The organism is Nitrosomonas sp., from assembly GCF_019752095.1.
Classification (GTDB): Bacteria; Pseudomonadota; Gammaproteobacteria; order Burkholderiales; family Nitrosomonadaceae; genus Nitrosomonas.
The window spans coordinates 33,132-58,828 of sequence record NZ_JAIEMO010000032.1; the positions used below are offsets into that span (position 1 = coordinate 33,132).

Consider the following 25,697-nt stretch of genomic DNA (forward strand, 5'->3'; position numbering starts at 1 on the left):
CTTTGTCTAACCTGCCATCAACTTTGCATATTCAAGCAATAACCATTTCATTCCAACGTGATCAAAATTCACCTGCACCCTCGCATCGCTGCCACAACCTTCACAATTAACAATAACACCAGCACCGAATTTGGCATGCATCACGTTTTGTCCGATTCTCCATCCGCTGCTAGTGGATCTTGATTGGATATTTGGCGAAGCTCTTAATACGTTTGTAGCAGTTTGGTTGATCGAATTTGAATAATAGGACGCATTCAGATTCCTCGGTGTTGATTGCAGCCACTTAAGGCAACTTTGCGGAATTTCATCGAGAAAACGTGATGCAATGTTATATCGAGTTTGACCATGTAACATTCGGCTTTGCGCAAAACTAAGATATAGTCGGCGACGGGAGCGTGTCATGGCGACATACATCAAGCGCCTTTCCTCCGCGATGCCATTACTTTCATTCAAACTGTTTTCATGCGGGAAAAGTCCCTCCTCCAATCCACTCAAAAACACAGTGTGAAATTCCAGTCCTTTGGCGGCATGAACAGTCATCAATTGCAACGCGTCTTGGCCGCTGCCGGCCTGATGCTCACCTGCTTCCAGCGAAGCATGCGCCAGAAATTCGGCCAGACTGTCATTTTCAGCTTCATGCACAAAACTGGTTGCTGCGTTGATTAATTCATTCAAATTCTCACGCCTTTCCGCACTCTCACGTTCTTTGGCATAATGCGGCAATAACTCGCTGTGAGTCAGCACGTGCTCCACAATCTGAGGTAACAGCAACTCGCTGCAGCTTTGACGCATCGTCATAATTAAAAATACAAATTTGGCAATGCCTTTTAAGGATTTCTGCGGTTCTTGCAGCAATGCCGCTTCACCACCACATTTTTGCAACGCTGCCACCCACAGGCTACTGCCCCGAGCTTTGGCATCATCTTGCAATTGCTCCAGGCTACGGGCACCTATGCCGCGCGCCGGAAAGTTAATGACGCGTAATAAAGCGCCATCATCATCAGGATTAGCAATTAAGCGTAAATAGGCTAATGCATGCTTGATTTCCTGACGATCAAAGAACCGCATGCCACCATAGACACGATACGGTATTGCGGCATTAAACAAGCTGTGTTCAAGCACCCGGGATTGCGCATTGGATCGGTACAGTAACGCCATTTCTGATAAACCGATGCCCTCCGCATGCAAGGTTCTGACTTCCTCAACAATAAATGCAGCCTCATCAAAATCATTTGATGCGTTGTAGACGCGCAATGGTTCGCCTCTTCCTTCCGCAGTCCAAAGACTTTTTCCCAAACGTTCACTATTATTTTCAATCAATGCATTAGCTGCATCCAAGATATTGCCATGGGAGCGATAATTTTGCTCCAACTTAATAACTTTGGTGATACCAAAATCATGTTCAAAATCTTTCATGTTGCCGCTATATGCACCGCGGAATGCATAAATGCTTTGGTCATCGTCACCAACCACGAAGACCGCCGCCGCAGCATTCATCGCTCCTGTACCAGCCAACAATTTGAGCCATTTATATTGCAATGGATTAGTATCCTGAAATTCATCCACCAAAATATGATTGAAACGCTCTCGGTAATGCTGGCATAAGATTTCATTGCGGCTCAGCAATTCATAACTGCGTAGCAGCAATTCGGCAAAATCCACAGCACCCTCTTTATGACATTGCTGCTCATATGCTTGATAAAATTCGAACATGTGGCGCGAGAAAACATCATCGGTCGTGACATAGGCAGCGCGCAATCCAGATTCTTTGGCATTATTGATAAACCACTGCACTTGGCGCGGCGGGAATTTCTTATCATCAGCGGACAAGCCTTTTAGAATGCGCTTAATTGAAGCTAATTGATCCGCAGAATCCAGAATCTGAAATGCCTGAGGCAAACCCGCATCTTGATAATGAGTGCGCAACATGCGGTGACACAGTCCGTGAAATGTCCCGATCCACATTCCGCGCGGATTAATCGGCAGCATGGCAGTAATCCGCGTCAGCATTTCCTTGGCGGCTTTATTGGTAAACGTTACAGCCAGAATGCCATGTGGATTTACTTGCCCTGATTGGATCAAATATGCAATGCGCGTTGTCAATACGCGTGTCTTGCCGCTACCGGCGCCAGCCAGAACCAATACAGACTGGTGTGGCAGCGTAATCGCCTCCAGTTGCTGCGGATTCAGGTCGGATAATAGAGAAGTCATGAACCAATAAAGTCTAGTATAACCTGAGCATATTTGAAGCCAACTGTATGAATTGAATTTCTGACACTTTGATTAATCCAGAATCCGATAAATGAGTATCCACATATTATCGCGACTCATGAATTAATCGAAGTTGATCAAATATTGTTAGCCTCTACTTTTAGCGACAATATTCAGAATTACTGGTGTCAGTATGAGTTCAATCGCCATACCCATTTTCCCGCCCGGAACAACAATGGTATTCGGACGCGACATGAACGAGTCATGAATCATTCTCAACAAGAAAGGAAAATCCGCCATTCCTGGATTTCTAAAACGAATTACAACAAGACTCTCATCCAGCGTTGGAATTTCACGTGCAATAAATGGATTGGACGTATCGACCGTAGGCACACGTTGGAAGTTGATATGTGTACGAGAAAACTGCGGTGTGATGTAATGCACGTAATCATGCATACGGCGCAGAATGGTGTGAGTTACCGCTTCCGTTGAATAACCTCGCGCATTGGTATCGCGAAATATTTTCTGAATCCATTCCAGATTAACAATCGGAACCACGCCAACTAGCAAATCCACGTACTTGGCAACATCGGCCGTATCACTCTTAGCGCCACCGTGCAATCCCTCATAAAACAATAAGTCAGAGCCCGCCGGAATCGGTGACCATGGAGTAAACGTACCAGCTTCTTGCTGCCACGGCCTGGCTTCTTCATCGTTATGTAAATATAGGCGTGTCTGGCCGCTGCCGTTACTGCTATACTCCTTAAATAACGCTTCCAATTTCTCAAACTCATTGGCTTCCGGGCCAAAATGACTGATCGGACGCCCATTATTTTTTTCTGATTCAGCCACAGCTTGCTTCATCGCCTCACGATCATAGCGATGAAAGCTATCCCCTTCTACAATAACCGCTTTTAGTTTCTCGCGACGGAAAATATGTTCAAAACTGGATTTTACCGTTGAGGTGCCTGCACCTGACGATCCGGTAACGGCGATAACCGGGTGTTTTTGCGACATGCGAATTTTCTCCTAAAAAATATATTCATCGTACCAAGCAAGGTACAGGGTAATTCTATTTTGTGTATGATACTTCTTTCTCATCTGATTTGGCAGCGAGGATTCATTTTTCGATGCTATTAGTTCAAAGTAGCCGCATTAAACTGCTAGCATTTTTATCAAGCTAGGTTAATTGCATTAATAACAAGTATATTGTATACCAAGAGTACACTTTGATCGTCGTCTGCAGCCACTTATGTTACAAGGATATGAAAATATAGCGGCTATTGATTAAAAATTTATTCCACTTATTATACGAATCCGGCGTCAATGATTTTGCATCGACTGAAACTTTTATATTATATCTGACATGAAGAAACCACGACTTCAATGAACAGGATTATCAAACGAATGATAACTCAGTATCATTTTGAGCTAGAATATATAATCAGGCAGGATCATTGAATCGTTTTTCATCAAAAATCTTGTGCAAGACAACTGAAATTTAATTTTTTACAGCAAGATACATAAACAAACATTAAGATAAGAACATAGGAGTCAACTGTGCATTCGATTGTACCTATTACCATGGCACTTGGTGTCATTCTGTTTTCTGTAGGAATAATTGCTCAAACCTGGCTTGGTTTTCAACGAATTGATCGTATAAAACTTCTCGGAAAAGAATATCAGCGCTGGCGCTTTGTATTAGCTTCCGTGAGTTCCGGTGTAGCATTGATTATGCTATCAGTAATGTTACCTAAATACATAGCCTACGAACCGATACAAGAACAAAAATCAATGCAGCCTGCATTATTATCTGGCAACCTAAAATTTGAATTGGAGTCCATTTTATTTAGTCTTAACCTTAATGAAGATACCATACTAAAAGCCATTAATCGCTTCCAAACGGAATATCAAGAAGCGTCGCAGCGAAATGACAAAAGCACGATGGATCTCCTGGTTCTGGAAATAGCTTATAGGATCAGGATTGAACTACAAAAACGCGATTATACGGCGCAACAAATCGAACGTGAAATTGAGAAAATCACAAATGTTCTGAAACAACCAATCAAAGTGGAAAACCGCAAATAGAAAACCTTTATTTCTGTACAATAAATATTACATACTCAAATCACTTTCTTAAGGAATCATTATCATGAAAAAAGTAATTCAAATGCTGATAATTATATTTGCGATTTCACTGGCTGCAACTAATTCTGCGCTTGCTCATCAGTACCCTGATAAAGTAGTTGAAAAACTAGGCAATGGTCTTGCGAATGCTGTAACTGGCGTAGCCGAGATACCTAAGACTATTAGTATAGTTGGCAATAAAGATGGCGTCATCCACGGTATGACAATTGGATTTATTACGGGTATCGCCAATGCAGTTGGTCGATCACTAAGTGGTGCGTTCGATATTGCAACATTCCTGATCCCTACGACATCTTTTGTTAAGCCAGCGTATATTTGGGAGGATTTTAGCCGGGAAACGACTTTCGTTGAAGCAAAAATGCGCTAATCTAACTTTGTTCATCTATCATGGCTAATCAAAGTGGTAACAAGCCATGATAGAACACTAGGCACTTAGTCGCCGACTCAGATTTATTACCATCAAATTAAGAATTTGTTAATAATCATTGGTATTGAATTCTTCATAAAAACATAAAAGCTGCAATTAAGCATACGGATTGATCTACATTGAGCTACCAATGATTCGGAAAAATAGTGACTCGACTTATGATCTGTTGTAGATGTGCTTCCCAGGGTATAGTAAAATTTATTTTTTGTTCAGTAACAAGTATGCGCGCAGCGCAGAAATTCAGATCGATTCTCCAATAGTTGCTGGTGGTGAATCTGCAACAAGACATTCACTAAACTCATAACTACCCGCCCCTTCAGCTAATCCATCACTTTCAACTAGAACAAAGCTTACACAATCTTTCTTTTTGAAAAAATACTGGTACTTATCCGGGCGTCCCTCTTGTGGCAAAGCAACTTCATAAAAAAAGCTTCCCTTCACCCACCATTTACCTGATTCAGTAAAATTCTTTGCCGTGTCATCTAACTCGGTAAAACTGAAATCAATCGTATATGTACCATCAGCATTTCGTATTTGTGTCCATTTTTTTACAGTTCCACTTTCTTCCACATACTCACCTTCCCATACTCCAATCAGCTTGACATCGATAAATGAACGTTGATTTACAGTCGTGATGGCGTTACAGCCAAGCAAACTTATCGTTAGAAGCATTAAAAAAAATCGTTTCATTACTACGTATATTTTGAATTAAAAAGCTATTTACCCTATCGCCATGACATTAATAACTAGCAAGTCCGAATACTAATCTACCAAGTCTAGAAGGCTCTTTGTTGTCTTTAGTGTAGGATATCAAAAATGATTTTTAATAGTACAAATAAATATTAGTGAAACATCAGCAATCTTATGTATTGAACATAACAAAATGCAGAACATAATAGCTTTGAGTGTTGTTCATTGATAAAAGGCTGCGCTATTAATTGTGCTTCGCTTGGGGAATGCAATTACATTTAGATCGTCATCTTATCTATCGCTTTGCCATTTCCAGCAAAGCCAAACTCTTAATTGTCTATGCATATCAACATCAATACCATCGGGTAATATCACAATACTGCAAGGAAAAAACTCACCTTCGGATTGAAGGTTTAACACCACTAAATAAGGCGCAACAAAAGTACTCCCTAGTACATCACAAGCAATCGTTTTACCGGATCGAGTGGTCACTGTACATCGCATCTTTTCCGATAGCGAAAAAGAAATCACAGCTTTATTGGCACAGAGCAAAGCATCACAGCACAAATAATAAGCTAGACTAATCACCAGCAGGATAACAATTAACATTTTGACTCCCAAGGGAAGTAGCAGTGGCCACAATAAAATAGCTGTTGCAATATGAGCTAAAGTCAACATCGCGGCAAGCCAAAATGAGGGTTTACGGTGAATAGATAAAACCGCCATAATAAATTACGTAACCCTCAACTATTAATGAGTAATAACAACTCCATTCGCTGCTTATTCAATCAACCCGGACACAATACCGTATAATCAAGTCCATATTTATTTTCGAACTATTGGTATGAATCCTGTTTGGCAAACTTATTTAAATGATCAGCACGCTGTCATAGAGAACAATCGCGTATTGCATTTTGGCGATATTGCTATAGAACTTAGCGACACGCAAAACAAAACGATTATGACAGATCTTTCACATCGCGGATTAATTCAATTCTCCGGAGATGACGCAAAAAGTTTTCTCCAAAGCCAGCTTAGTTGCGATATTCTGGAGATCAGTCCGGAAATAGCGCAACACGGAAGTTATTGCACCCCTAAAGGCCGAGTTTTAGTAAGCTTTTTACTTTGGCAAAAGAATCAAGATGTGCTTATGCAATTACCTGCTAACTTGGTTGCTGCCACGATAAAACGTTTATCACCTTATATACTGCGTTCCAAGGTACAGCTGACTGATGTGAGCAATGCCTGGGTTCGAATTGGTGTCTCTGGCCCCAACACTCTTGCATTAACAGCCGAATTTTCCCGATCTGCAAATAGTTCGGATCAAATAATTGATGTCACACATACAAAAGAAATCAGCATACTTCATGTTGCACATAACCGTATGGAACTGATTACAACGATTGAAAATGCGCCTGCTGTTTGGGAGCGTCTTAATCAAAATGCCAAACCTGTTGGCACAGCTTGCTGGGATTGGCTAGATATTCAGTCAGGTATTCCAGTTATTCTGCCAGAAACGCAAGAAGAATTCTTGCCGCAAATGATCAATCTGGATGCAATCGGTGGAGTCAGTTTTAAAAAGGGTTGTTACCCCGGGCAAGAAATTGTGGCACGAACACAATATCTGGGTAAGCTTAAACGTCGCATGTTTTTAGTGCATCTAACCACTACGGAAACAATTAAGGCTGGTGATGCACTCTACAGTGCAGACATGGCTGACCAGTCCTGCGGCAATATTGTCAACACCGCACCATCGCCGTGCGGAGGACATGATGCGTTGGCGGTCATCCAGCAAAGTAGCGCGGATACCAGCAATATTCATTGGCAATCCTTGCAAGGTCCGATACTAGAAATCAAATCACTACCTTACACATTACCAGCATAAAAGAGAGTGCCGAAATATTCGTGCTGTTCATTACGACTTGTTAGAGTGTTCCGGTTGCTTTTTTTGAGAAAATCGTGAACTTTCTGGTGCAGTGGTGCCTCCCGTGACAACAAAAGTCATAGCTTCTTCCGTTGTCCAGTCTGTCATTATGACATCCTCTACCGGCAAGATTTCAATATAACCTGATGTAGGATTAGGTGAAGTCGGAACATAGACAACAGCTAATTTCTTATTACTATCCTTATCTTGCATAATTTTTGTAATAAAACCAACCGCTTTCATTTCTGAAGATGGGAAATTAATCAATACAACGCGCTGCCCGGTAACAGGCGGTTGACTTATGGTATTTAAGAATCGCTTGGTAGCACCATAAATCGTTTGTACCAAAGGCAATCGCGCCAATATCTTTTCATAAATATTAATAACTTTTTTACCAATAACAAAAGACGCTAACAATCCGATTCCATACAGACTGATTATTGTTAACAATGCGGCAACTGCATGCTGAAAATAGGAATCCAGCAACCAGCTAGCAGCAGTATCTGAAAATGGGCGTATAGCACGTGCCGTGGCTTTTAATAGAGGGTCCCCGATCTGCGCCAACAAATTCAATAAAAAATCAAACACCAACCAAGTAACCCACAACGGCGCCACTGTAAGGAAACCTATTAATATATAACGACCTAAATGTGCAGAGCGCACTTCCCCTCGTTCCCGATTATTTTTCATCGTCATGTTTCAAAATTTCCCATAGCTGAAAAACAAACTCTCCTTAAACTTTTTAACATGTAATGCACCACAAAATAACCAGAACTCAATCGAATTCTTATTAGGTCATGAAATAATTGCAATTTCTAAAAATAAAGCACCCCGCCGCAAGCAGCGAGGTATTAAAAGCGCTCTTCAGACTGCTGGTTTTCAACCAGCCTTCGCCCCAAGGGGCGAGGAATTAAACCCGGAAGAGATTAAGCATCAATATTAAGAATATGATTTGCTGACAAGCTATCATTGTTCTTGATAGAATCACGAAGTCAGCCGTTTTCGATTAACATTAAGTCTGCATTAATGCGTTAAATCTACTGCGATGCGAATATCTTTTTACTGTATGTATATAGAATAGTCTAGTGAACTTACATTCCTCTTATAGAAGATCAAATAACTCATTAGAAAAAGGTTAACTACAGACAAGCAAAATGAATTTACTAAAATTCATCATCTATTCCATGCTCAGAATACACTTTTTATAAAAACGAAAAGGGATTGTTATGTCACACAACTCGACCCAAATTAATAAGCACCTGAAAAGTCTACAAAAACATCTTGTCGATGAGCACCCAGACAATCCGACTCTGGCCAATGCGGTAAAAAGTTTCAGGAAAATGGACTATGTAGGCCAAAGTATGGGGCTAATTAATAAAGATGAATCTTATGCGACATGTGTGACATGGTGGCCCATGATTGCAGTATTGGGTACATTTTCTGCGGGCAAATCAACCTATATTAATTCTTATTTGAATATGCCGCTGCAACGTACTGGCAATCAGGCTGTTGATGATAAATTCACGGTGATTTGCTTCAGCCGCCACAATGAAGCAAAAACTCTTCCTGGTATTGCACTTGATGCGGATCCACGATTTCCATTTTTCCAGATTAGCCGCAGTATTGATGAGATCTCTGAGGCTGGGCAAGAACGTATCGATGCTTATTTACAATTAAAAACCTGTCCATCTGAAAACATACGCGGGAAAATTATCATTGATTCTCCAGGTTTTGATGCTGACAATCAGCGTGCATCTACATTGCGCTTAACTCAGCACATCATCAATTTATCAGATCTTGTGTTGGTGTTTTTTGATGCACGCCACCCAGAGCCAAAAGCCATGCAAGATACATTGGCTTACCTGGTATCTGCCAGTGTAAACCGAGCTGATGCTAATAAATTTCTATACATTCTGAATCAAATCGATGTTACCGCACAAGAAGATAATCCTGAAGAAGTTGTATCAGCTTGGCAACGCTCTCTCGCAGAAGTAGGGCTGATCAGTGGACGCTTTTATCGTATTTATAATCCAAGCGCAGCTGTTCCAATCGCTAATCAACATGTTCGAGAACGCTTTGAGAAAAAACGCGAAGAAGATATGGCGGATATCGATGCACGGATGCACCAAATCGAAGTGGAACGTTCCTACCGAATCGTCGGGAAACTCGAACAAACAGCAAAAGATATAAAAAATCAAAAGATTAATAAGCTATCTGAAATGTTAAAACAGTGGAAAAATAAAGTCATACTGTTTGATGGATTGGTATTCGGCACTCTGGCAATATTGGCAGGTACCGTCTTGACTATGAACAAATCCTGGAGTCTTCTCAAAACATTTCAGACTCAACTCATGCAAGGCGAAACTGCAGCAGTTGCTATTGCAGCATTTCTTTTGATCGGTATCATTTATGTACATTTTTCTATCCGACGTACTGTTGCCAATCGATTGCTGAGAAAACTGTGTAGAGAGTTGGGAAATGACCATGAAACATTTAAACAATATCTACATGCATTCAACAAAAGCACAGCAGCATATCGCCCAATGTTGCTAAAAAATCCTGCGGGCTGGAATGAAATTACGCAGCAAACAATTGATGAAATCATTAACGAAGCTAACGATTACATTCAGGCGTTAAATGATCAATTCACTAATCCCTCAGGCAATGGAGGTAAAAACTCACAAGCATAAAGATTTAATTCAGGTTCATAGAGAATTTATCGCATCATTTTTCTTTATTTTATCCGACTAACAAACAAAAAAACGTCACCCATGTGTGCTACGTGTTTAATATCGTTGTTACTCGGAATTAGATTTTATTGCCACACTCTATATAAGCACTGAAGTATTCTATGACACAGTAAATACTCACTAAAGTGAGTCAAGAATTATCACAACTTGTCGCTTACTCATGCCTATATTTATTTTTGCAATCATCACCACCGCCAATCATTGTCTCGAAATTTAATGCAAGATACCTTATCTGGTTTGGACAAGCGCAATATTAAAGAGTAAAATTCGGGGCTTTTAAATAGGGTAATTAAATCGGAGAAATTTATGTCAGTTACAATCGACCAAAAAGCACAGGTAGTGCGAGACTATCAAAGAGCCGAAGGAGATACTGGCTCTCCAGAAGTCCAAGTTGCACTTTTAACAGCCAGAATCAATGACTTGATAGGACACTTCAAGATTCATGTTAAGGATCATCACTCCCGCCGCGGCTTATTACGCATGGTCGGTCGTCGTCGCAAGCTACTTGATTATTTAAAACAGTGTAATACAGACACTTACCAAACATTGATTGAACGACTTGGTTTACGTAAATAAATGTATTTCATGCACTGGGTTGGCAGCTATCCGAACAAATCCATCCCATATAAGTTGTCATGAAATCAATACATTGTCTTGCAGGCAATTCAAAATTTGGAACAATTTATTCAAAAGGAAAAAGGATTATTAATTGAAATCTATAAAGAAGAGTATCACTTACGGACGGCATAAACTTACACTGGAAACAGGTGAAATAGCGAGGCAAGCACATGGCGCCGTAGTGGTTACGATGGATGATACCGTAGTACTTGTTACCGTAGTGGGTGCAAAAAATGCAAAACCCGGTCAGGACTTTTTCCCACTTACCGTTGATTACCAAGAAAGATCTTATGCAGCAGGTAGAATACCAGGCAGTTTTTTTAAGCGTGAAGGTCGTCCATCCGAAAAAGAAACATTAACTTCGCGTTTAATTGATCGCCCTATTCGTCCTCTTTTCCCCGAAGGCTTCTATAACGAGGTACAAATTGTAGCCACTGTCATGTCGGCCGACAATGAAATAGATCCTGATATTCCTGCGATTATTGGTACATCTGCCGCTCTAACTCTCTCCGGGATCCCCTTTGATGGCCCCCTCGGTGCAGCTCGCATTGGCTACGTCAATAATGAGTATGTCTTAAACCCAACCACTTCAGAACTTAAAGATACACAATTAAATCTGGTCGTTGCAGGAACACAACATGCAGTTCTAATGGTTGAATCTGAAGCAATAGAGCTGTCGGAGGATATTATGCTTGGCGCTGTAACATATGGCCATGAGCAAATGCAAATTGTTATTAATGCAGTCAATGAATTTGCTGATGAAGCAGGAGTGACCACATGGGATTGGACACCACCAGCAAAAGACATGGCATTTGAAGAAAAAATCGCCAGTATGGCAGAAGCTGATTTACGACAAGCATACAAGATAAAACAAAAACAAGCCCGTTCTGAAGCAATCAAAGCAACTAGAGAACGTATATCGGATGAACTTAAGATCGGCACAGAAAACGGACCAGAATCACAAGTTTTTATGGAAGCATTTTTTTCACTGGAATCAAAAATCGTCCGCAATCAAATACTGGATGGTGAACCTCGTATCGATGGTCGAGGTACTCGCACAGTCAGAGCTATAACGATTCGTAATGGTGTATTACCTCGAACACATGGCTCGGCACTCTTTACCCGTGGAGAAACGCAAGCCCTTGCTATTGCTACTTTAGGCACCGCTCGTGACGAGCAAAAAATTGACTCGCTACAAGGTGACTATAACGAACGATTTATGCTGCACTATAATATGCCTCCTTATGCCACCGGGGAAACAGGTCGCGTTGGCACACCCAAGCGCCGTGAGATTGGTCATGGACGCTTGGCTAAACGCGCTCTTGTCGCCGTTCTTCCTTCGCCTGAAGAGTTCGGCTATTCTTTACGAGTCGTATCTGAAATTACCGAGTCCAATGGCTCTAGCTCAATGGCTTCTGTTTGTGGCGGCTGTCTCGCACTGATGGACGCAGGTGTACCATTAAAAGCTCATGTCGCAGGTATTGCCATGGGGTTAATTAAAGATGGAAACCGCTTTGCGGTCCTTACGGATATTCTCGGCGACGAAGATCATCTGGGTGATATGGATTTTAAAGTTGCTGGTACCGAAAAAGGTATTACCGCGTTACAAATGGATATTAAGATACAAGGCATAACCCAAGAAATCATGCATGCGGCATTGATACAAGCTCATGAAGGGCGAATGCATATTCTGCAAATTATGAAACAAGCTTTACCTTCAACTCGCGAAGATATATCGGTGCATGCGCCACGTATCATTAGACTCAAGATCAATCCAGAAAAGATTCGTGACGTAATCGGGAAAGGTGGTGCTGTCATTCGTGCGCTTACAGAAGAAACAGGCACCACGATTGATATCACCGACGATGGCCAGGTAACAATTGCATGTGTCAATGCCGAGGGCGGTGAAATCGCAAAAAAACGTATAGAAGATATTACTGCAGAAGTTGAAGTTGGAAAAATTTATGATGGTGTAATTCTAAAACTGCTTGACTTTGGAGCTATAGTGAGTGTACTCCCTGGTAAAGATGGATTACTTCATATTTCCCAGATTGCCAATGAACGAGTCAATAACGTTTCTGATCACCTTAACGAAGGCCAACAGGTGCGCGTTAAAGTTCTTGAGGCTGACGACAAAGGAAGACTGCGATTAAGCATGAAAGCTGTATCTTCTGATGGAAATCAACCTGATTCTAATTCTGTTGCGGAAGAAGAGTCGTGAGATAAAATTTCTCACTTAAATATACCCAAAAACCCTGTATTCTTACAGGGTTCTCATTAACTTATAATGATTTAGCTTTATATTATTACTTATTACGCTACTTAGCTATCTGTCTTTCACGCATTTCATCCAATGTCTTGCAATCAATACAAAGCGTTGCTGTTGGCCTAGCCTCAAGTCTTTTTAATCCAATTTCTACACCGCAGCTCTCACAATAGCCATAATCCTCAGAATCAATCTTACCAACAATTTCATCAATCTTTTTAATGAGCTTGCGTTCACGATCACGATTGCGCAACTCAAGCGTCATGTCAGACTCTTGACTTGCACGATCATTAGGGTCAGCAAAAACTGTCGCGTCATCCTGCATAGTATGAACAGCACGATCAATTTCTTGACTAAGTTCAATTTTCATACCCTCCAATATTTTGCGAAAATGCAACAACTGATCAGGACTCATATATTCTTCACCTGATTTTGGTTCATAGGGAGTCACTTGTTTACTTTGTAGTTCTTTTGGCATCTTTTAAGGCTCCTATCTCTTCCAGCAGTGGGGTAGTGTATAAAAATTTTGTACTAATATCAGAAAAAACATTATATAACAAGTCATTTATCTCTATTCTTTACAAATCATATTTCATCAGTAAAAAAATCCAGATAAATCAACATTATTACAGATGCGCGCAGTAAGCCAAAATACAGAAGCATCCATCAATTTCTCAGAGTATTTCACACGTAGCGGATCTCAATAATTAAATCACCTTTGTTATTCCGAGAAAAATTCTCGCGCTTTATCCATCCATGATTTAGCGCGAGGACTGTGGCGAGGCCCATCTTTTAGACTGATTGATTCTAGCTCTTCCAATAATTCTTTTTGACGCGCGGTCAACTTAACCGGAGTTTCTACGGCAACATGGCAAAGTAAATCCCCTTTATCATGGCTACGCACACCTTTTATCCCTTTACCACGCAAACGAAAAATTTTACCCGTCTGAGTCTCTTCCGGCACCTTAATCTTAGCGTGCCCATCAAGTGTAGGCACTTCAATTTCTCCTCCTAATGCGGCCACTGTATAACTGATTGGTATTTCACAGTGCAAATTATCCCCATCACGACGAAAAACCGAATGCGCCGATAGGTGAACCACGACATAGAGATCGCCCGATGGACCGCCATTCACACCAGCTTCTCCTTCCCCAGAAATACGGATGCGATCGCCATCATCGACACCCACCGGGATTTTTACATTGAGTGTTTTCTGTTGTTTAATTCGTCCTACTCCATGACACGATACGCAAGGATTCGCTATCACTTTTCCGCTGCCATGACATTTAGGGCAAGTTTGCTGAATAGAGAAAAAACCCTGTTGCATTCTTACCTGTCCATGACCATTACAAGTAGAGCAGGTTTTGGGCGAGCTTCCTGGCTTGGATCCGCTGCCATGACAAGTATCACAATTTTCCATGGTCGGAATGCGAATTTTCGTTTCAGTCCCGTGTGCAGCCTGCTCCAGAGTAATTTCCAGGTTATAGCGTAAATCGGAACCACGATGCATATTTGAGCGTGTACTACGGCCACCAAAAATATCCCCGAAAATATCACTGAATGCATCACCGAAACCTTGTGCACCGCCTCCACCAGCCGTATTCGTATCGACACCCGCATGACCAAATTGATCATAAGCCGCACGTTTATTCGAATCAGTCAATATTTCATAAGCTTCCTTGGCTTCTTTAAACATTTCTTCCGATTTAACATCACCTGCATTCCGATCGGGATGATATTTCATTGCCAGCTTACGATAAGCTTTTTTTATTGTATTTTCGTCGGCATCACGACTGACACCGAGTACATGATAGTAATCGCGCTTACTCATATTGATTTCCTGCCGCTGTAATTAATTTCGTGGAGTTTGAGTTTATACGATGTTTTTAATTTCGCATCAAATACTAAAACGCAGAACACGCAGAAGAGATTCAAAATTCTCATCATGCGCTTCTGCGCCCAGTACGTATTAACAGGAATTATTTCTTGTTCTTAACTTCTTCAAATTCTGCGTCGACCACTTCGCCTTCGACAGGCTTTTCGCTATGGCTAGAGCTAGAGGAAGATTCTGATCCAGGCTGCGCTTGTGGATCCTGCTGATCTTTTTGCTGATACATCTTCTCAGCCAATTTATGCGCTGCTTCGGTCAAAGCCTGGGTTTTTGCATCAATTTCGTCTTTATTATCAGTCTTGAGCACATCTTCAGCATCTTTCAGTGCGGTCTCAATTTTGGCTTTTTCATCACTACTTAACTGATCACCATACTCTTTCAAGGATTTTTTAACAGAATGGATCATCGCATCACACTGATTACGGCTGGAAATCAACTCTAATGCTTTGTGATCTTCTTCAGCATGCGCTTCTGCATCTTGTACCATTCGATCAATTTCTTCATCCGACAATCCAGAACTTGCCTGAATTTTAATCTTGTTTTCTTTACCGGTCGCCTTATCTTTAGCAGAAACGTGCAAAATACCATTGGCATCAATATCAAACGTCACTTCAATCTGCGGCATACCTCGTGGCGATGATGGAATATCACTCAAATTAAATTGGCCCAAGCTTTTATTGCCTGAAGCCATCTCACGTTCACCCTGTAACACATGAATCGTCACCGCAGTCTGATTATCTTCCGCAGTGGAGAATACCTGCTGCGCCTTAGTTGGAATAGTAGTGTTCTTCTGAATCAGCTTGGTCATTACACCACCCAATGTTTCGATACCCAGTGATAAAGGTGTCACATCAAGTAACAGAACATCCTTCACATCCCCTTTCAACACACCACCTTGAATGGCTGCACCCACAGCTACCGCTTCATCAGGATTAACATCCTTGCGTGGTTCCTTGCCAAATATCTCCTTGACCTTATCTTGCACTTTTGGCATCCGCGTTTGTCCACCAACCAAGATCACATCGTCGATATCGGAGGCAGTCAGGCCAGCGTCTTTAATCGCCGTGCGACAAGGCCCGACGGTACGTTCTATCAAGTCTTCCACCAAGCTTTCCAATTTGGCACGAGTTATCTTAACGGCCAGATGTTTCGGCCCCGAGGCGTCAGCAGTAATATAGGGTAAATTGACTTCAGTTTGCTGGCTGGATGACAATTCGATTTTGGTTTTCTCTGCAGCATCTTTCAAACGTTGCAATGCCAGCATGTCTTTCTTCAGATCAATACCACTTTCTTTCTTGAACTCATCCACCAGATATTCAATCACAAGCATATCAAAATCTTCACCACCCAGAAATGTATCACCATTGGTTGCCAGCACTTCAAACTGATGTTCGCCTTCAACTTCGGCAATTTCAATAATGGAAATATCAAAAGTACCACCACCCAAGTCATATACTGCGATCTTCCGATCACCTTCCTTCTTATCCAAACCAAATGCCAATGCCGCAGCCGTTGGCTCATTAATAATTCTCTTTACTTCCAAACCGGCAATTCTTCCTGCATCTTTCGTTGCCTGACGCTGTGAATCATTAAAATATGCAGGCACCGTGATCACCGCCTCGGTCACCTCTTCACCAAGATAATCTTCGGCAGTTTTTTTCATTTTCATCAACACTTGCGCGGACACCTCTGGAGGCGCAATCTTCTTACCACGCACTTCCACCCATGCATCATTGTTTTCGGCTTTGACAATGCTATATGGCACCATTTTGATATCCCGCTGAACCATATCTTCATCAAAACGTCGCCCAATAAGCCTCTTAACCGCAAATAAAGTATTTTTTGGATTGGTAATCGCCTGACGTTTAGCTGAAGCACCAACAAGCACTTCATTTTCTTCAGTGTAGGCAACAATAGAAGGTGTTGTCCGCGTGCCTTCCGAGTTCTCTATAACTTTAGGCTTGCCATTTTCCATTACGGATACACAAGAGTTAGTAGTGCCTAAATCGATACCGATAATTTTTGCCATATTTTAGATCCTTTTAAAGAGATTGTTCTGTCTGTCCATTGGTTTAGAAATGGAGATGCCTGATAAAAATTCAAGAACCTTGCGCTTTCGAAACCGAAACAAGTGCAGGACGGATAATACGATCATGCAATTTGTAACCTTTCTGCATGACTTGGACGACCGTATTGGGAGCCGAATCCGAATCAACGATACACATTGCCTGGTGTTGATGGGGATCGAACTTTTCTCCAGTCGGATCAATCACCTTAATGTTGAATTTTTCAAACACACTTATCAGCTGTTTTTGGGTTAATTCAATACCATTCTTGAAATTCTCTACACTGGCATTTTCAACTATCAGCGCTGCTTCCAAGCTATCCATTACGCCCAACAATTCTGTAGAAAAATTCTCGATGGCATATTTATGTGCATTTGTGATATCACTTTGTGAACGCTTGCGAATATTTTCCGTTTCCGCTTTTGCACGCATCCAAGCATCATGATGCTCGGCCGATTTGATCTCCGCTTCTTTCAACAACTGTTCGAGACTAGGTTGCGAATCTTTAATTTCACCAGTTTGTATGGTTGCATCGCTGGTTATTCCAGGAACATTGATTTCTTCTTTTATATCAGCCGCATCAGCTTGATTACTTTCTGTGTTGTGTGTATTTTCTGGATTTTGCATCTTACCTCCAAATGAGTGTGCAGGCGATATTGGGATTACACAATGAAATTTCAAGCCTTAAACGAAATTTTTTATACTGCCAGCAAACTCGCCAGAAAAAATTCACCGGTTTGCTTCAGATTTCTATTCGAATTAAGGATTAATTCTTTATTCTTAAGGCCAAAATATTTGCCTTACCGATATAATTCTGAGGAGTTAATGTCAACAAACGAGCTTTCTCGGCTTCTGGAATACTCAAAGCGTTAATAAACTGATGCAATGTTTCCTGAGTAATTCCATTCTTACCCCGTGTTAAAGCTTTCAATTGCTCATAAGGATTAGCCACACCATAACGTCGCATTACAGTTTGAATCGGCTCCGCCAGAACCTCCCAGGTATTATTCAGATCAACCATTATTCCGGATGTATTAACTTCCAGTTTATTTAACCCTTTGATACAAGAATCATAAGCTAACAAGGTATACCCTAATGCTACGCCCATATTGCGAAGTACTGTGGAATCGGTTAAGTCCCTTTGCCAGCGCGATATCGGCAATTTTTCGCTCAAGTGACGCAATAGCGCATTAGCAATGCCCAGATTACCCTCCGAATTCTCAAAATCGATCGGGTTGACTTTATGCGGCATCGTCGAAGATCCGATTTCATCTGCTTTGGTTTCTTGTTTAAAATAACCCAGCGAAATATATCCCCAAATATCGCGATTCAAATCCAGCAAGATTGTATTAATCCTTGCATACGCATCAAACAATTCTGCCATCGTGTCATGAGGCTCAATCTGGGTCGTGTAGGGATTAAATTCCAGCCCTAACCTTTCAACAAACAATTGCGCAAATTTTTCCCAATCCAAATCCGGATAAGCGGATAAATGCGCATTGTAATTACCTACCGCGCCGTTAATCTTTCCTAGAATTGCGACAGATTCAAGTTGTTTTCTTCCACGTTGCAGGCGATAAGTCGCATTGGCAATTTCTTTACCCAATGTTGTCGGCGTAGCGGGTTGTCCGTGAGTACGGGCCAACATTGGAATATCGGCGAATTGATGTGCCAACTCGATTAACCGATCAATAACCCTACCGAGCGCGGGCAACATAACATGCTGCAAACTGGTTTTGAGCATCAAGCCATGTGACAAGTTATTAATATCCTCAGAAGTACAAGCAAAATGAATGAATTCACTGACTCTGGCCACCTCAACATTGTTGGACAGTTTCTGCTTTAACCAATACTCGATCGCTTTTACATCATGATTGGTCGTCGCCTCAATAGTTTTAATCGCCTCGCCATCTACCAGCGAGAAATTTTCCGCTAAATCATCCAGTTCACGGTTAGTTTGATCTGAAAAAAAAGGCACTTCGACAATCCCAGCCTCGCTGCTTAATGCTTTAATCCATGCAATTTCAACATGCACACGAAAACGAATCAAAGCAAATTCGCTGAAATAGGATCGTAAAGCTTCAACTTTGTTGTGGTAGCGGCCATCCAGTGGGGACAACGCTGTAATAACCGGGAAGTTCATGATGTTTTAAATTTTTTTGAAGCCAGAATTTTAGCATGCCTGCTTTGAACTAAAGATGATATTCAGACAATTCCAGCAAGTTCTCACCGGTAATGCCCTGTCAATTCAAGGTGCGACAATTTGCCGCAGCGACAATTTGTCGCATTGTATTTTTATCAATACACAATAAAATTGATAATAACTAGATATAGCCACCCTTGTCGCAAGGCAAGTTCGGAAAGCCTACAGATCTCCCCAAATGAGACGGCTGGGTTGCCTCCCGTGAGTGATGGGAGTCACTGAATCGAACAGTATAAAATCTATCGACTTCAGACCATCATTCGTCAATCAAATGCCGGAAGCTATTGTTCACTAATTCAACACATAGCTAGCGGTGCATGAAGACCAGCAGTGAAACCGATTCAAAAAATACTCAATTATTATTGGAGATTCCAGATGAAAAAACAACATGTAAAGAAAACAAGTCTGCTTATTTCAGCAGCGATCATTTCTATTGCCGCGCTGAATACCAATGTACATGCTACTGATGCCGTAGGATTTAAAGCTTGGAATAGCGGCGCTAATGTACTTAACTTGGGCGGCAGTATTTCCGCCACTGAGACCGGTCTGCAAAGTGCCTATTCAGATAATCCACTCTTGAATAATTCTGCCTGGGCGCATACCGGAGATTGGTATACCTTTCAGAACAACAGCCAGTCCGATGTTACCATAACAGTTACCGGAGATTCCGGTTTTGCTCCCGGCGTTACGGTTTGGGCTACTGGAGGCACTGCATTCGATGGTGGAACCACCGGTTTTGGCGGCGAACTCAGTTCGGCAGGATTTGGCACGCCGCATACCTTTAATGCAACGGGAGCCATGGGCGATGCAGGTACGTTATGGATGGCCAACGGCAACGGAGGCAATGCGCTCGAAACTCTAGGTTATGCGGTTTCCGGCCCATCGCATACCGCTGGAACCGGATGGGGCGAAACCATTCTCACAGGCGCAAACGACGTGAGCTTGACAAGTACTTTTGAAAACGGCGTCGGTGGCAGCACTGGAGCTAATTCTGCGTCGCTTGTATTCGATGATTTAGCACCAGGCTGGTATGCGATGTACATCGGCGGCACTAACAATGCCACTGCAGGCGGGGCATTTGGTTTGACTGTTGACTCGACTGTTAGTCCAATACCTGAACCAGAAACTTACGCTATGTTGCTGGCAGGCTTAGGTCTAGTTACCTGGCGCCTGAGAAACCGGGAAAAAACATTGAATCTTAGTGTTCCAGCTTAAATAAATAGTCGTAAAGCCATAGCAAAAACGGAGCGCTTTACCGAATCGCTCCGTTTTTACCGGGAAGAATAAATTTTTACCTAGGCACAAAATAATTCACGCAAGAGTGATGTGAATTACGTTTAATCAATAAGTCATTAGCACGTACTCAATAAAACGCACAAGCACCCTGAAGTTCCTTGATGTACATGCCTAGCAAAGGAATGCGATCATGCTAAACAATATAAAAAAAATTATAAGCACACTCACCAAGATAGGTTTTCTCACTTTTTTTGCAGGTTCACTCGTTCAGGCTGACGGTTTCGGCCCTATTCCCATGACTTTAAAAGGAGCGCCGGTTCCCAATGTGCCTGGCTTGGTGGGTGGCGCTGACCCTATCATCATCAACAAAAATAAAGCGTTAATACTTGGCAAAGCCTTATTCTGGGATATTAATATCGGAAGCGATGGTATCGCGTGCGCCAGCTGCCATTTTCATGCAGGCGCAGATCGACGCACTAAAAATCAAATAGCACCGATTGGTCGAAATAGTGATTTGCCGCGGGAATTTGAACTTGCAAGCGATGGAACCCTGCGTGGGGCCAATGCAATCCTGAAAAGAAGCGACTTTCCTTTTTTCCAAACCGATAATCCGCTTAACCCCACCGGTACCCCTATCTATAACAGCGATGATGTGGTTTCTTCCTCGGGAACTTTTGGCGGCGAATACCGAGATGCCAAATCGATTGCAGCGACAAATGATCAATGTAATCGCAGTTCCGATCCAGTTTTTCATGTCGGCGCAAAAGGTACCCGTAAAGTTGAGCCACGAAATACACCTACTGTCATTAATGCCGTTTTCAATTTTCGTAACTTCTGGGATGGCCGTGCCAACAATATTTTTAACGGCAGCAGTCCCTGGGGAGATCGTGATCCCGATGCCGGCGTTTGGGTTAGAAATGGTGATGGTACTGTTGCCAAAGAGCGCTTGAGACTCATCAATTCTGCTCTGGCTTCCCTAGCTGTCTCTCCTCCCTTGGATGACTTCGAAATGAGTTGTCATGGACGCACCTTTGCTGATCTGGGTCGTAAACTATTAGAGCGTAAGCCACTCGAACATCAGCGTGTGCACTGGAATGATAGTGTACTGGGTGGATTGGCATACAGCACACCCAATAATTTGCAGAAAGGGTTAAATACAAACTACTACCAATTGATCATGGAAGCATTCAATCCCAAATATTGGGATTATAACCATACTGGCCAATTTGGCGCTCCACCGCCTAGCTCTGCAACGCATGGCATACCTTATCGCCAGGTAGAAGCTAATTTTGCCATGTTCTTTGCGCTTGCGATCCAAATATATCAATCGACCTTGATATCCGATGATTCCCCCTTTGATCGCAGCGCTGTGGACGAGCATGGCATGCCCATCGATTTAAATGCATCGGCACAGCGTGGAATGGATATTTTCCGCGATTCGCACTGCGCGCTTTGTCATATTGGTCCTAACTTTACATCATCAGCTGTGGTAACCAATGGCATTTTGCAAAAATCAAACCCGCATGCTTTCGGTAATCCTGCTTTCCGCGTCAGCACGACAACTGTAGTGACCAGTTTATCTTTAACCGGTGGAATGATGTTTCAAGATACTGGTTTTTCCGGCACCGGTGTCACTCCAGTAAGAAATGATATTGGTTTGGGTGGAACTGACCCCTTCGGCAATCCATTTTCATTCTCTGATCAATACTTACAACTTCTGGCAGGCAACGCATCCGGAGTCGTAGATCCCTATGTTGCAGACGTAAGGCCTTGTGATCTGGATACGTCGATTGCTGTCGAAAGTGACAATCCGCACGCTTTACTTTTCACACGCGTGGATGGGATTCAAAGACAAAAACAAAATACTATCAACTGTTTTAATCCGGCGGGCATATTTGTACCAACGATTAATGCCGCATTGGCAGAATTGGGCAAACCCAATAGAAAGCGATTCTTGAGCGCAGCCAAAGGCTCATACAAAATCCCCAGTCTAAGAAACATTGATTTGACCGGCCCTTACATGCATAACGGTGGCATGGCAACATTGGATGAAGTATTGGAGTTTTATACACGAGGCGGTAATTTTGCAACACCACCGAAAGAGTTTGCCAAAATTTTCGCGCTGGTTGATTTACGACTCACACCGCAAAAGCGCAAAGATCTGCTCAATTTTCTAAAAAGTTTGACGGATGATCGCGTACGCTATGAGAGAGCGCCCTTTGACCATCCGGAAATACGGGTACCGCACGGTCATGTTGGAGACAACTCATCAATCACCAAGTCCAGCCCCATGAATGCGGCGCTTGCAGCCGATCAGTTTCTGTTTATTCCGGCTATCGGCGCTGAGGGCAGGACGAAACCATTGCAACCATTTGACCGCTTCTTGCAATAACAGTATGAAAAACGAAAACGGTTAAGGTAACTTAAAAAACTTATCATGAATGCGTCGTGTGGTACGCCAGACTAGCCACACGACGACAGGAATCATCAATCCGGTCACGAGCTCAGGCTGTATCGGCAAATTGGCTGCTTTGCCTGCCTTAGCCAGATACAGCAGCAAACTGATGACATAGTACGAAATCGCCGCGATCGATAGGCCTTCTACTGTGGTTTGTAAGCGCAATTGTAATTCCTGACCACGGGTAAGTTTTTCCAATAACTGTTGATTCTGGGTTTCTGTCTGGATATCAACGCGTGTGCGCAACAAAGCACTGGCCCGAGATACGCGCGCGGAAAGATAGCTCATGCGTTGTGCGGTCGCATCCACGGTTGCTATCGCCGGAGAAAGTCGCCGCTGCATGAATTCTCCAATGGTTGGCGTGCTGGGTATAGCCTGCTCTCTAAGTTCTCTAATACGTTGTGCCACCAGCTTGTTATAAGCTTGTGTCGCTGCAAAACGATAGCCATGCTCAACCGTAGCGCGCTCAATGCGCGCAGCTAAATAGATCAATGTATCAAGCAATTCCTGATCCGAGCTTGCTTTATTTTCGAGCTGCGCCGTGATATCAGATAATTGCTGCTCGGCACGCGTTAATTCAGGAATAAGTCGCTTAGCAAACGGCAATCCTTTCAACGCCATTAACCGATATGTTTCAATTTCCAGCAGACGCTGCGCAACACGCCCAGCGCGTGTCTCGGATACATCAGCCGACATAATCACCAACATACGTTCAAAACCGCTTGAACGCAACATAAAATCCGTGACTGCAAGCGAGTGTCCATCTCTTCCCATCAGTGACGCTACCACGCGATTATCGCCAAACCAATTGCGCGCTTTCTCAAGCGTTTTGTCCGCTTGACTTATTTCACCCTCCATCATCGCCAACTCGATAGCCGCAAAGGTTCTTCCAGGAATTCCGGCCAACCATCCTTGCGGTAACACGATATAAAACAGTAACTCGGGATCTGCTGCACCTAATTGCACAGTTTCAGGCAAGTGCTGTAATAATGAATAGCGTGTGAACTCCGAGTGGCGCTCCCATCTCACAACATAATCCTGCAGATACAATTGTAAAAAATTATTTTGCAATTGTTCAGGCATCAAAGCCTGCTGTCCAGGAAGACGGCGCAAATGCTCGCATTCTTGTTCGCGCGTAATACCCGCATTGATTACAACAACATTGATTACCAATGCGGGCAGCTGGATACGCTGACTCGGACGGGCATGCACTTCATTATGCAGCAACTCACGTTGCGGGTCGTTGCCGGGCAACAAATTGGACAAATACGTATTAATTTCTGGACCCATAGCTGCGGGAAGCGTCAAATTTTATTGGAAAGCCTGAATGTACCAAGGATTCAGCACAAGGTCAAAAATACAGAAAAACAGCGGCTCTTAGTCTACAATTGTCATTTACGACTGTCGATAATTGGCAGCACAATCTTCTAGGATTCACGTGTTCCAGTTAACAAATACACATGACGAAAATTAATCACAGCACGCTCGTAGCCACATCATCTCTGCAACAGCGAAGCCTTGACACCGTATGGCATCCATGCACGCAAATGAAGCAACACGAAACTTGTCCGCTCGTTCCAGTGGTCAGCGGAAAAGGCGCATGGCTTCATGATGCGGACGGCAATCGCTATTTGGACGCAATCAGTTCCTGGTGGGTCAATCTCTTTGGTCACAGCAATTCTTATATCAATGCGGCGATTCGTGATCAACTCGAGAAAATAGAACATGTCATGCTCGCAGGTTTTACCCATGAGCCGGTTGTGACGCTATCGGAGCGGCTGAAAAACATGGCACCCGGCTCACTCGGACATTGTTTCTACGCCAGTGACGGCGCTTCAGCAATTGAGATCGCATTGAAAATGAGCTTTCACTACTGGCTTTTACGCGGACAACCGCAGAAAAACCAGTTTATCAGTCTGCAAAACGATTACCACGGCGAAACACTGGGCGCGCTATCGGTGACCGATGTGGCCATTTTCAAGCAAACATATGCGCCATTGCTGCGCCAGTGCACACACGTTCCGACTCCTGATTGGCGCTACGCCGAACCTGGCGAACCTGCGCAAGATTACGCCATTCGCGCTGCCGCCGCACTGGAGCAGCATGTGGCGGAAAACCACGAACAGATCGCCGCACTCATTCTTGAGCCACTGGTACAAGGCGCAACCGGCATGGGCATGTACCATCCGATTTATTTACAACGCGCCCGAGAAATATGCAATCAATACCAAATACACTTGATTGCCGATGAAATTGCAGTCGGCTTTGGTCGAACGGGAACCCTATTTGCTTGCAATCAAGCTGATATTGCTCCGGATTTCTTATGTTTATCAAAAGGTTTGAGCGGCGGTTATCTGCCACTCTCGGTCGTTATGACTACCGATACGGTTTTCCAGGCTTTTTATGATGACAAAATAGCGCGTGCATTTTTACATTCACATTCGCATACCGGCAATGCGTTAGCATGTCGCGCAGCGCTAGCCACGCTGGATATTCTTGAACAAGATCAGGTCATTGATACCAACAAAATCAAAGCGGCGTATCTGAATAAAATTGCAACACCGATCACAGCTCATCCTAAAGTCACAAACTTCCGCAATTGCGGCATGATTTGGGCTTTTGAAGTTGAAACAAAAGATGCTGATTTTGCTACAACGTGCTTCCAGGCCGGGCTGAAACAACAAATACTACTACGCCCATTGGGTACAACCATTTATTTCATGCCACCTTACATCATTAATGAACAGGAAATGGATTTGTTGGTCAATGGCACGCTGCAAATATTGAATTCACTATAACTCACTGATAA

Annotated in this window: 20 protein-coding genes and 1 riboswitch; of the genes, 9 read left to right on the top strand and 11 right to left on the bottom strand. The window is 42.8% G+C overall.

The window, feature by feature from the left end; translation table 11 throughout:
- Positions 1-6: 6 nt before the first annotated feature.
- Both K2Q13_RS09690 and K2Q13_RS09695 read right to left on the bottom strand, forming a co-directional pair.
- Entirely contained in the window at positions 7-2,211 is a 2,205-nt protein-coding gene (locus tag K2Q13_RS09690; protein WP_292920860.1) for a UvrD-helicase domain-containing protein, read from the bottom strand.
- A gap of 147 nt (positions 2,212-2,358) precedes the next feature.
- The gene (locus K2Q13_RS09695) at positions 2,359-3,228 is read right to left on the bottom strand and encodes a phosphoribulokinase (RefSeq protein ID WP_292920861.1); all 870 of its coding nucleotides are present in this window, start codon (positions 3,226-3,228) and stop codon (positions 2,359-2,361) included.
- A gap of 543 nt (positions 3,229-3,771) precedes the next feature.
- Here K2Q13_RS09695 and K2Q13_RS09700 point away from each other — a divergent pair.
- Both K2Q13_RS09700 and K2Q13_RS09705 read left to right on the top strand, forming a co-directional pair.
- A complete protein-coding gene (locus K2Q13_RS09700) occupies positions 3,772-4,299 on the top strand; it encodes a hypothetical protein (RefSeq protein ID WP_292920862.1) in 528 nt (175 codons plus the stop codon).
- A 64-nt stretch (positions 4,300-4,363) separates the two neighbouring features.
- Positions 4,364-4,726 carry an exosortase system-associated protein, TIGR04073 family gene (locus K2Q13_RS09705; protein ID WP_292920863.1) on the top strand — a complete coding sequence of 121 codons (363 nt, stop codon included), beginning with the start codon at positions 4,364-4,366 and terminating at the stop codon, positions 4,724-4,726.
- 300 nt (positions 4,727-5,026) lie between these two features.
- On the opposite strand, the gene K2Q13_RS09710 is transcribed toward K2Q13_RS09705, so the two are convergent.
- Positions 5,027-5,476, bottom strand: a complete 450-nt coding sequence (locus tag K2Q13_RS09710) for a hypothetical protein (protein WP_292920864.1) — start codon at positions 5,474-5,476, stop codon at positions 5,027-5,029.
- Positions 5,477-5,767: 291 nt separating this feature from the next.
- Positions 5,768-6,202: a protein YgfX gene (locus K2Q13_RS09715; protein WP_292920865.1), complete on the bottom strand. Its 435-nt coding sequence runs from the start codon at positions 6,200-6,202 to the stop codon at positions 5,768-5,770.
- Positions 6,203-6,320: 118 nt separating this feature from the next.
- Between K2Q13_RS09715 and K2Q13_RS09720 the strand changes: the two genes are divergently transcribed.
- The gene (locus tag K2Q13_RS09720; RefSeq protein WP_292920866.1) at positions 6,321-7,361 is read left to right on the top strand and encodes a folate-binding protein; all 1,041 of its coding nucleotides are present in this window, start codon (positions 6,321-6,323) and stop codon (positions 7,359-7,361) included.
- A 30-nt stretch (positions 7,362-7,391) separates the two neighbouring features.
- On the opposite strand, the gene K2Q13_RS09725 is transcribed toward K2Q13_RS09720, so the two are convergent.
- Positions 7,392-8,096 (bottom strand): DUF502 domain-containing protein, encoded by a 705-nt coding sequence (locus K2Q13_RS09725; RefSeq protein WP_292920867.1) that lies wholly within the window; start codon positions 8,094-8,096, stop codon positions 7,392-7,394.
- Between the two features lie 530 nt (positions 8,097-8,626).
- Here K2Q13_RS09725 and K2Q13_RS09730 point away from each other — a divergent pair.
- The 3 genes from K2Q13_RS09730 (at position 8,627) to pnp (ending at position 12,989) form a co-directional block, all read left to right on the top strand.
- The gene (locus tag K2Q13_RS09730; RefSeq protein WP_292920868.1) at positions 8,627-10,090 is read left to right on the top strand and encodes a dynamin family protein; all 1,464 of its coding nucleotides are present in this window, start codon (positions 8,627-8,629) and stop codon (positions 10,088-10,090) included.
- A 366-nt stretch (positions 10,091-10,456) separates the two neighbouring features.
- Positions 10,457-10,726: a 30S ribosomal protein S15 gene (gene rpsO, locus K2Q13_RS09735; RefSeq protein ID WP_292920869.1), complete on the top strand. Its 270-nt coding sequence runs from the start codon at positions 10,457-10,459 to the stop codon at positions 10,724-10,726.
- Between the two features lie 133 nt (positions 10,727-10,859).
- Positions 10,860-12,989, top strand: a complete 2,130-nt coding sequence (pnp, locus tag K2Q13_RS09740) for a polyribonucleotide nucleotidyltransferase (RefSeq protein ID WP_292920870.1) — start codon at positions 10,860-10,862, stop codon at positions 12,987-12,989.
- Between the two features lie 97 nt (positions 12,990-13,086).
- Here pnp and dksA read toward each other — a convergent pair whose 3' ends face one another.
- The 5 genes from dksA to purB all read right to left on the bottom strand — a co-directional run bounded on the left by dksA (position 13,087) and on the right by purB (position 19,134).
- Positions 13,087-13,512, bottom strand: coding sequence for an RNA polymerase-binding protein DksA (dksA, locus tag K2Q13_RS09745; protein ID WP_292920871.1), 426 nt, complete (start codon positions 13,510-13,512; stop codon positions 13,087-13,089).
- A gap of 243 nt (positions 13,513-13,755) precedes the next feature.
- Complete coding sequence (gene dnaJ, locus K2Q13_RS09750; RefSeq protein ID WP_292920872.1) at positions 13,756-14,865, bottom strand: molecular chaperone DnaJ; 1,110 nt, start codon at positions 14,863-14,865, stop codon at positions 13,756-13,758.
- Between the two features lie 148 nt (positions 14,866-15,013).
- Positions 15,014-16,954, bottom strand: coding sequence for a molecular chaperone DnaK (gene dnaK / locus K2Q13_RS09755; protein ID WP_292920873.1), 1,941 nt, complete (start codon positions 16,952-16,954; stop codon positions 15,014-15,016).
- Between the two features lie 70 nt (positions 16,955-17,024).
- A complete protein-coding gene (grpE, locus tag K2Q13_RS09760) occupies positions 17,025-17,618 on the bottom strand; it encodes a nucleotide exchange factor GrpE (RefSeq protein ID WP_292920874.1) in 594 nt (197 codons plus the stop codon).
- A 139-nt stretch (positions 17,619-17,757) separates the two neighbouring features.
- Complete coding sequence (gene purB / locus K2Q13_RS09765) at positions 17,758-19,134, bottom strand: adenylosuccinate lyase (protein ID WP_292920875.1); 1,377 nt, start codon at positions 19,132-19,134, stop codon at positions 17,758-17,760.
- Between the two features lie 180 nt (positions 19,135-19,314).
- A riboswitch (cyclic di-GMP riboswitch) is annotated at positions 19,315-19,394 on the top strand.
- A gap of 175 nt (positions 19,395-19,569) precedes the next feature.
- On the opposite strand from purB, the gene K2Q13_RS09770 reads away from it, so the two are divergent.
- Positions 19,570-20,409, top strand: a complete 840-nt coding sequence (locus K2Q13_RS09770) for an FxDxF family PEP-CTERM protein (RefSeq protein WP_292920876.1) — start codon at positions 19,570-19,572, stop codon at positions 20,407-20,409.
- Between the two features lie 211 nt (positions 20,410-20,620).
- A complete protein-coding gene (locus K2Q13_RS09775) occupies positions 20,621-22,822 on the top strand; it encodes a cytochrome c peroxidase (protein ID WP_292920877.1) in 2,202 nt (733 codons plus the stop codon).
- 21 nt (positions 22,823-22,843) lie between these two features.
- Here K2Q13_RS09775 and K2Q13_RS09780 read toward each other — a convergent pair whose 3' ends face one another.
- Positions 22,844-24,178 carry a DUF3422 domain-containing protein gene (locus tag K2Q13_RS09780; RefSeq protein WP_292920878.1) on the bottom strand — a complete coding sequence of 445 codons (1,335 nt, stop codon included), beginning with the start codon at positions 24,176-24,178 and terminating at the stop codon, positions 22,844-22,846.
- A gap of 170 nt (positions 24,179-24,348) precedes the next feature.
- Here K2Q13_RS09780 and bioA point away from each other — a divergent pair, with 170 nt between their 5' ends.
- Positions 24,349-25,686, top strand: coding sequence for an adenosylmethionine--8-amino-7-oxononanoate transaminase (gene bioA, locus K2Q13_RS09785; RefSeq protein WP_292920879.1), 1,338 nt, complete (start codon positions 24,349-24,351; stop codon positions 25,684-25,686).
- The last annotated feature ends 11 nt before the right edge of the window (positions 25,687-25,697 follow it).

What these genes read in the sequence shown, in the direction of transcription:
- K2Q13_RS09690 (WP_292920860.1), bottom strand. Translation starts at nt 2,211, where the DNA reads ATGACTTCTCTATTATCCGACCTGAATCCGCAGCAACTGGAGGCGATT.
- K2Q13_RS09695 (WP_292920861.1), bottom strand. Translation starts at nt 3,228, where the DNA reads ATGTCGCAAAAACACCCGGTTATCGCCGTTACCGGATCGTCAGGTGCA.
- K2Q13_RS09705 (WP_292920863.1), top strand. Translation starts at nt 4,364, where the DNA reads ATGAAAAAAGTAATTCAAATGCTGATAATTATATTTGCGATTTCACTG.
- K2Q13_RS09710 (WP_292920864.1), bottom strand. Translation starts at nt 5,476, where the DNA reads ATGAAACGATTTTTTTTAATGCTTCTAACGATAAGTTTGCTTGGCTGT.
- K2Q13_RS09715 (WP_292920865.1), bottom strand. Translation starts at nt 6,202, where the DNA reads ATGGCGGTTTTATCTATTCACCGTAAACCCTCATTTTGGCTTGCCGCG.
- K2Q13_RS09720 (WP_292920866.1), top strand. Translation starts at nt 6,321, where the DNA reads ATGAATCCTGTTTGGCAAACTTATTTAAATGATCAGCACGCTGTCATA.
- K2Q13_RS09725 (WP_292920867.1), bottom strand. Translation starts at nt 8,096, where the DNA reads ATGACGATGAAAAATAATCGGGAACGAGGGGAAGTGCGCTCTGCACAT.
- K2Q13_RS09730 (WP_292920868.1), top strand. Translation starts at nt 8,627, where the DNA reads ATGTCACACAACTCGACCCAAATTAATAAGCACCTGAAAAGTCTACAA.
- rpsO (WP_292920869.1), top strand. Translation starts at nt 10,457, where the DNA reads ATGTCAGTTACAATCGACCAAAAAGCACAGGTAGTGCGAGACTATCAA.
- dksA (WP_292920871.1), bottom strand. Translation starts at nt 13,512, where the DNA reads ATGCCAAAAGAACTACAAAGTAAACAAGTGACTCCCTATGAACCAAAA.
- dnaJ (WP_292920872.1), bottom strand. Translation starts at nt 14,865, where the DNA reads ATGAGTAAGCGCGATTACTATCATGTACTCGGTGTCAGTCGTGATGCC.
- dnaK (WP_292920873.1), bottom strand. Translation starts at nt 16,954, where the DNA reads ATGGCAAAAATTATCGGTATCGATTTAGGCACTACTAACTCTTGTGTA.
- grpE (WP_292920874.1), bottom strand. Translation starts at nt 17,618, where the DNA reads ATGCAAAATCCAGAAAATACACACAACACAGAAAGTAATCAAGCTGAT.
- purB (WP_292920875.1), bottom strand. Translation starts at nt 19,134, where the DNA reads ATGAACTTCCCGGTTATTACAGCGTTGTCCCCACTGGATGGCCGCTAC.
- K2Q13_RS09770 (WP_292920876.1), top strand. Translation starts at nt 19,570, where the DNA reads ATGAAAAAACAACATGTAAAGAAAACAAGTCTGCTTATTTCAGCAGCG.
- K2Q13_RS09775 (WP_292920877.1), top strand. Translation starts at nt 20,621, where the DNA reads ATGCTAAACAATATAAAAAAAATTATAAGCACACTCACCAAGATAGGT.
- K2Q13_RS09780 (WP_292920878.1), bottom strand. Translation starts at nt 24,178, where the DNA reads ATGGGTCCAGAAATTAATACGTATTTGTCCAATTTGTTGCCCGGCAAC.
- bioA (WP_292920879.1), top strand. Translation starts at nt 24,349, where the DNA reads ATGACGAAAATTAATCACAGCACGCTCGTAGCCACATCATCTCTGCAA.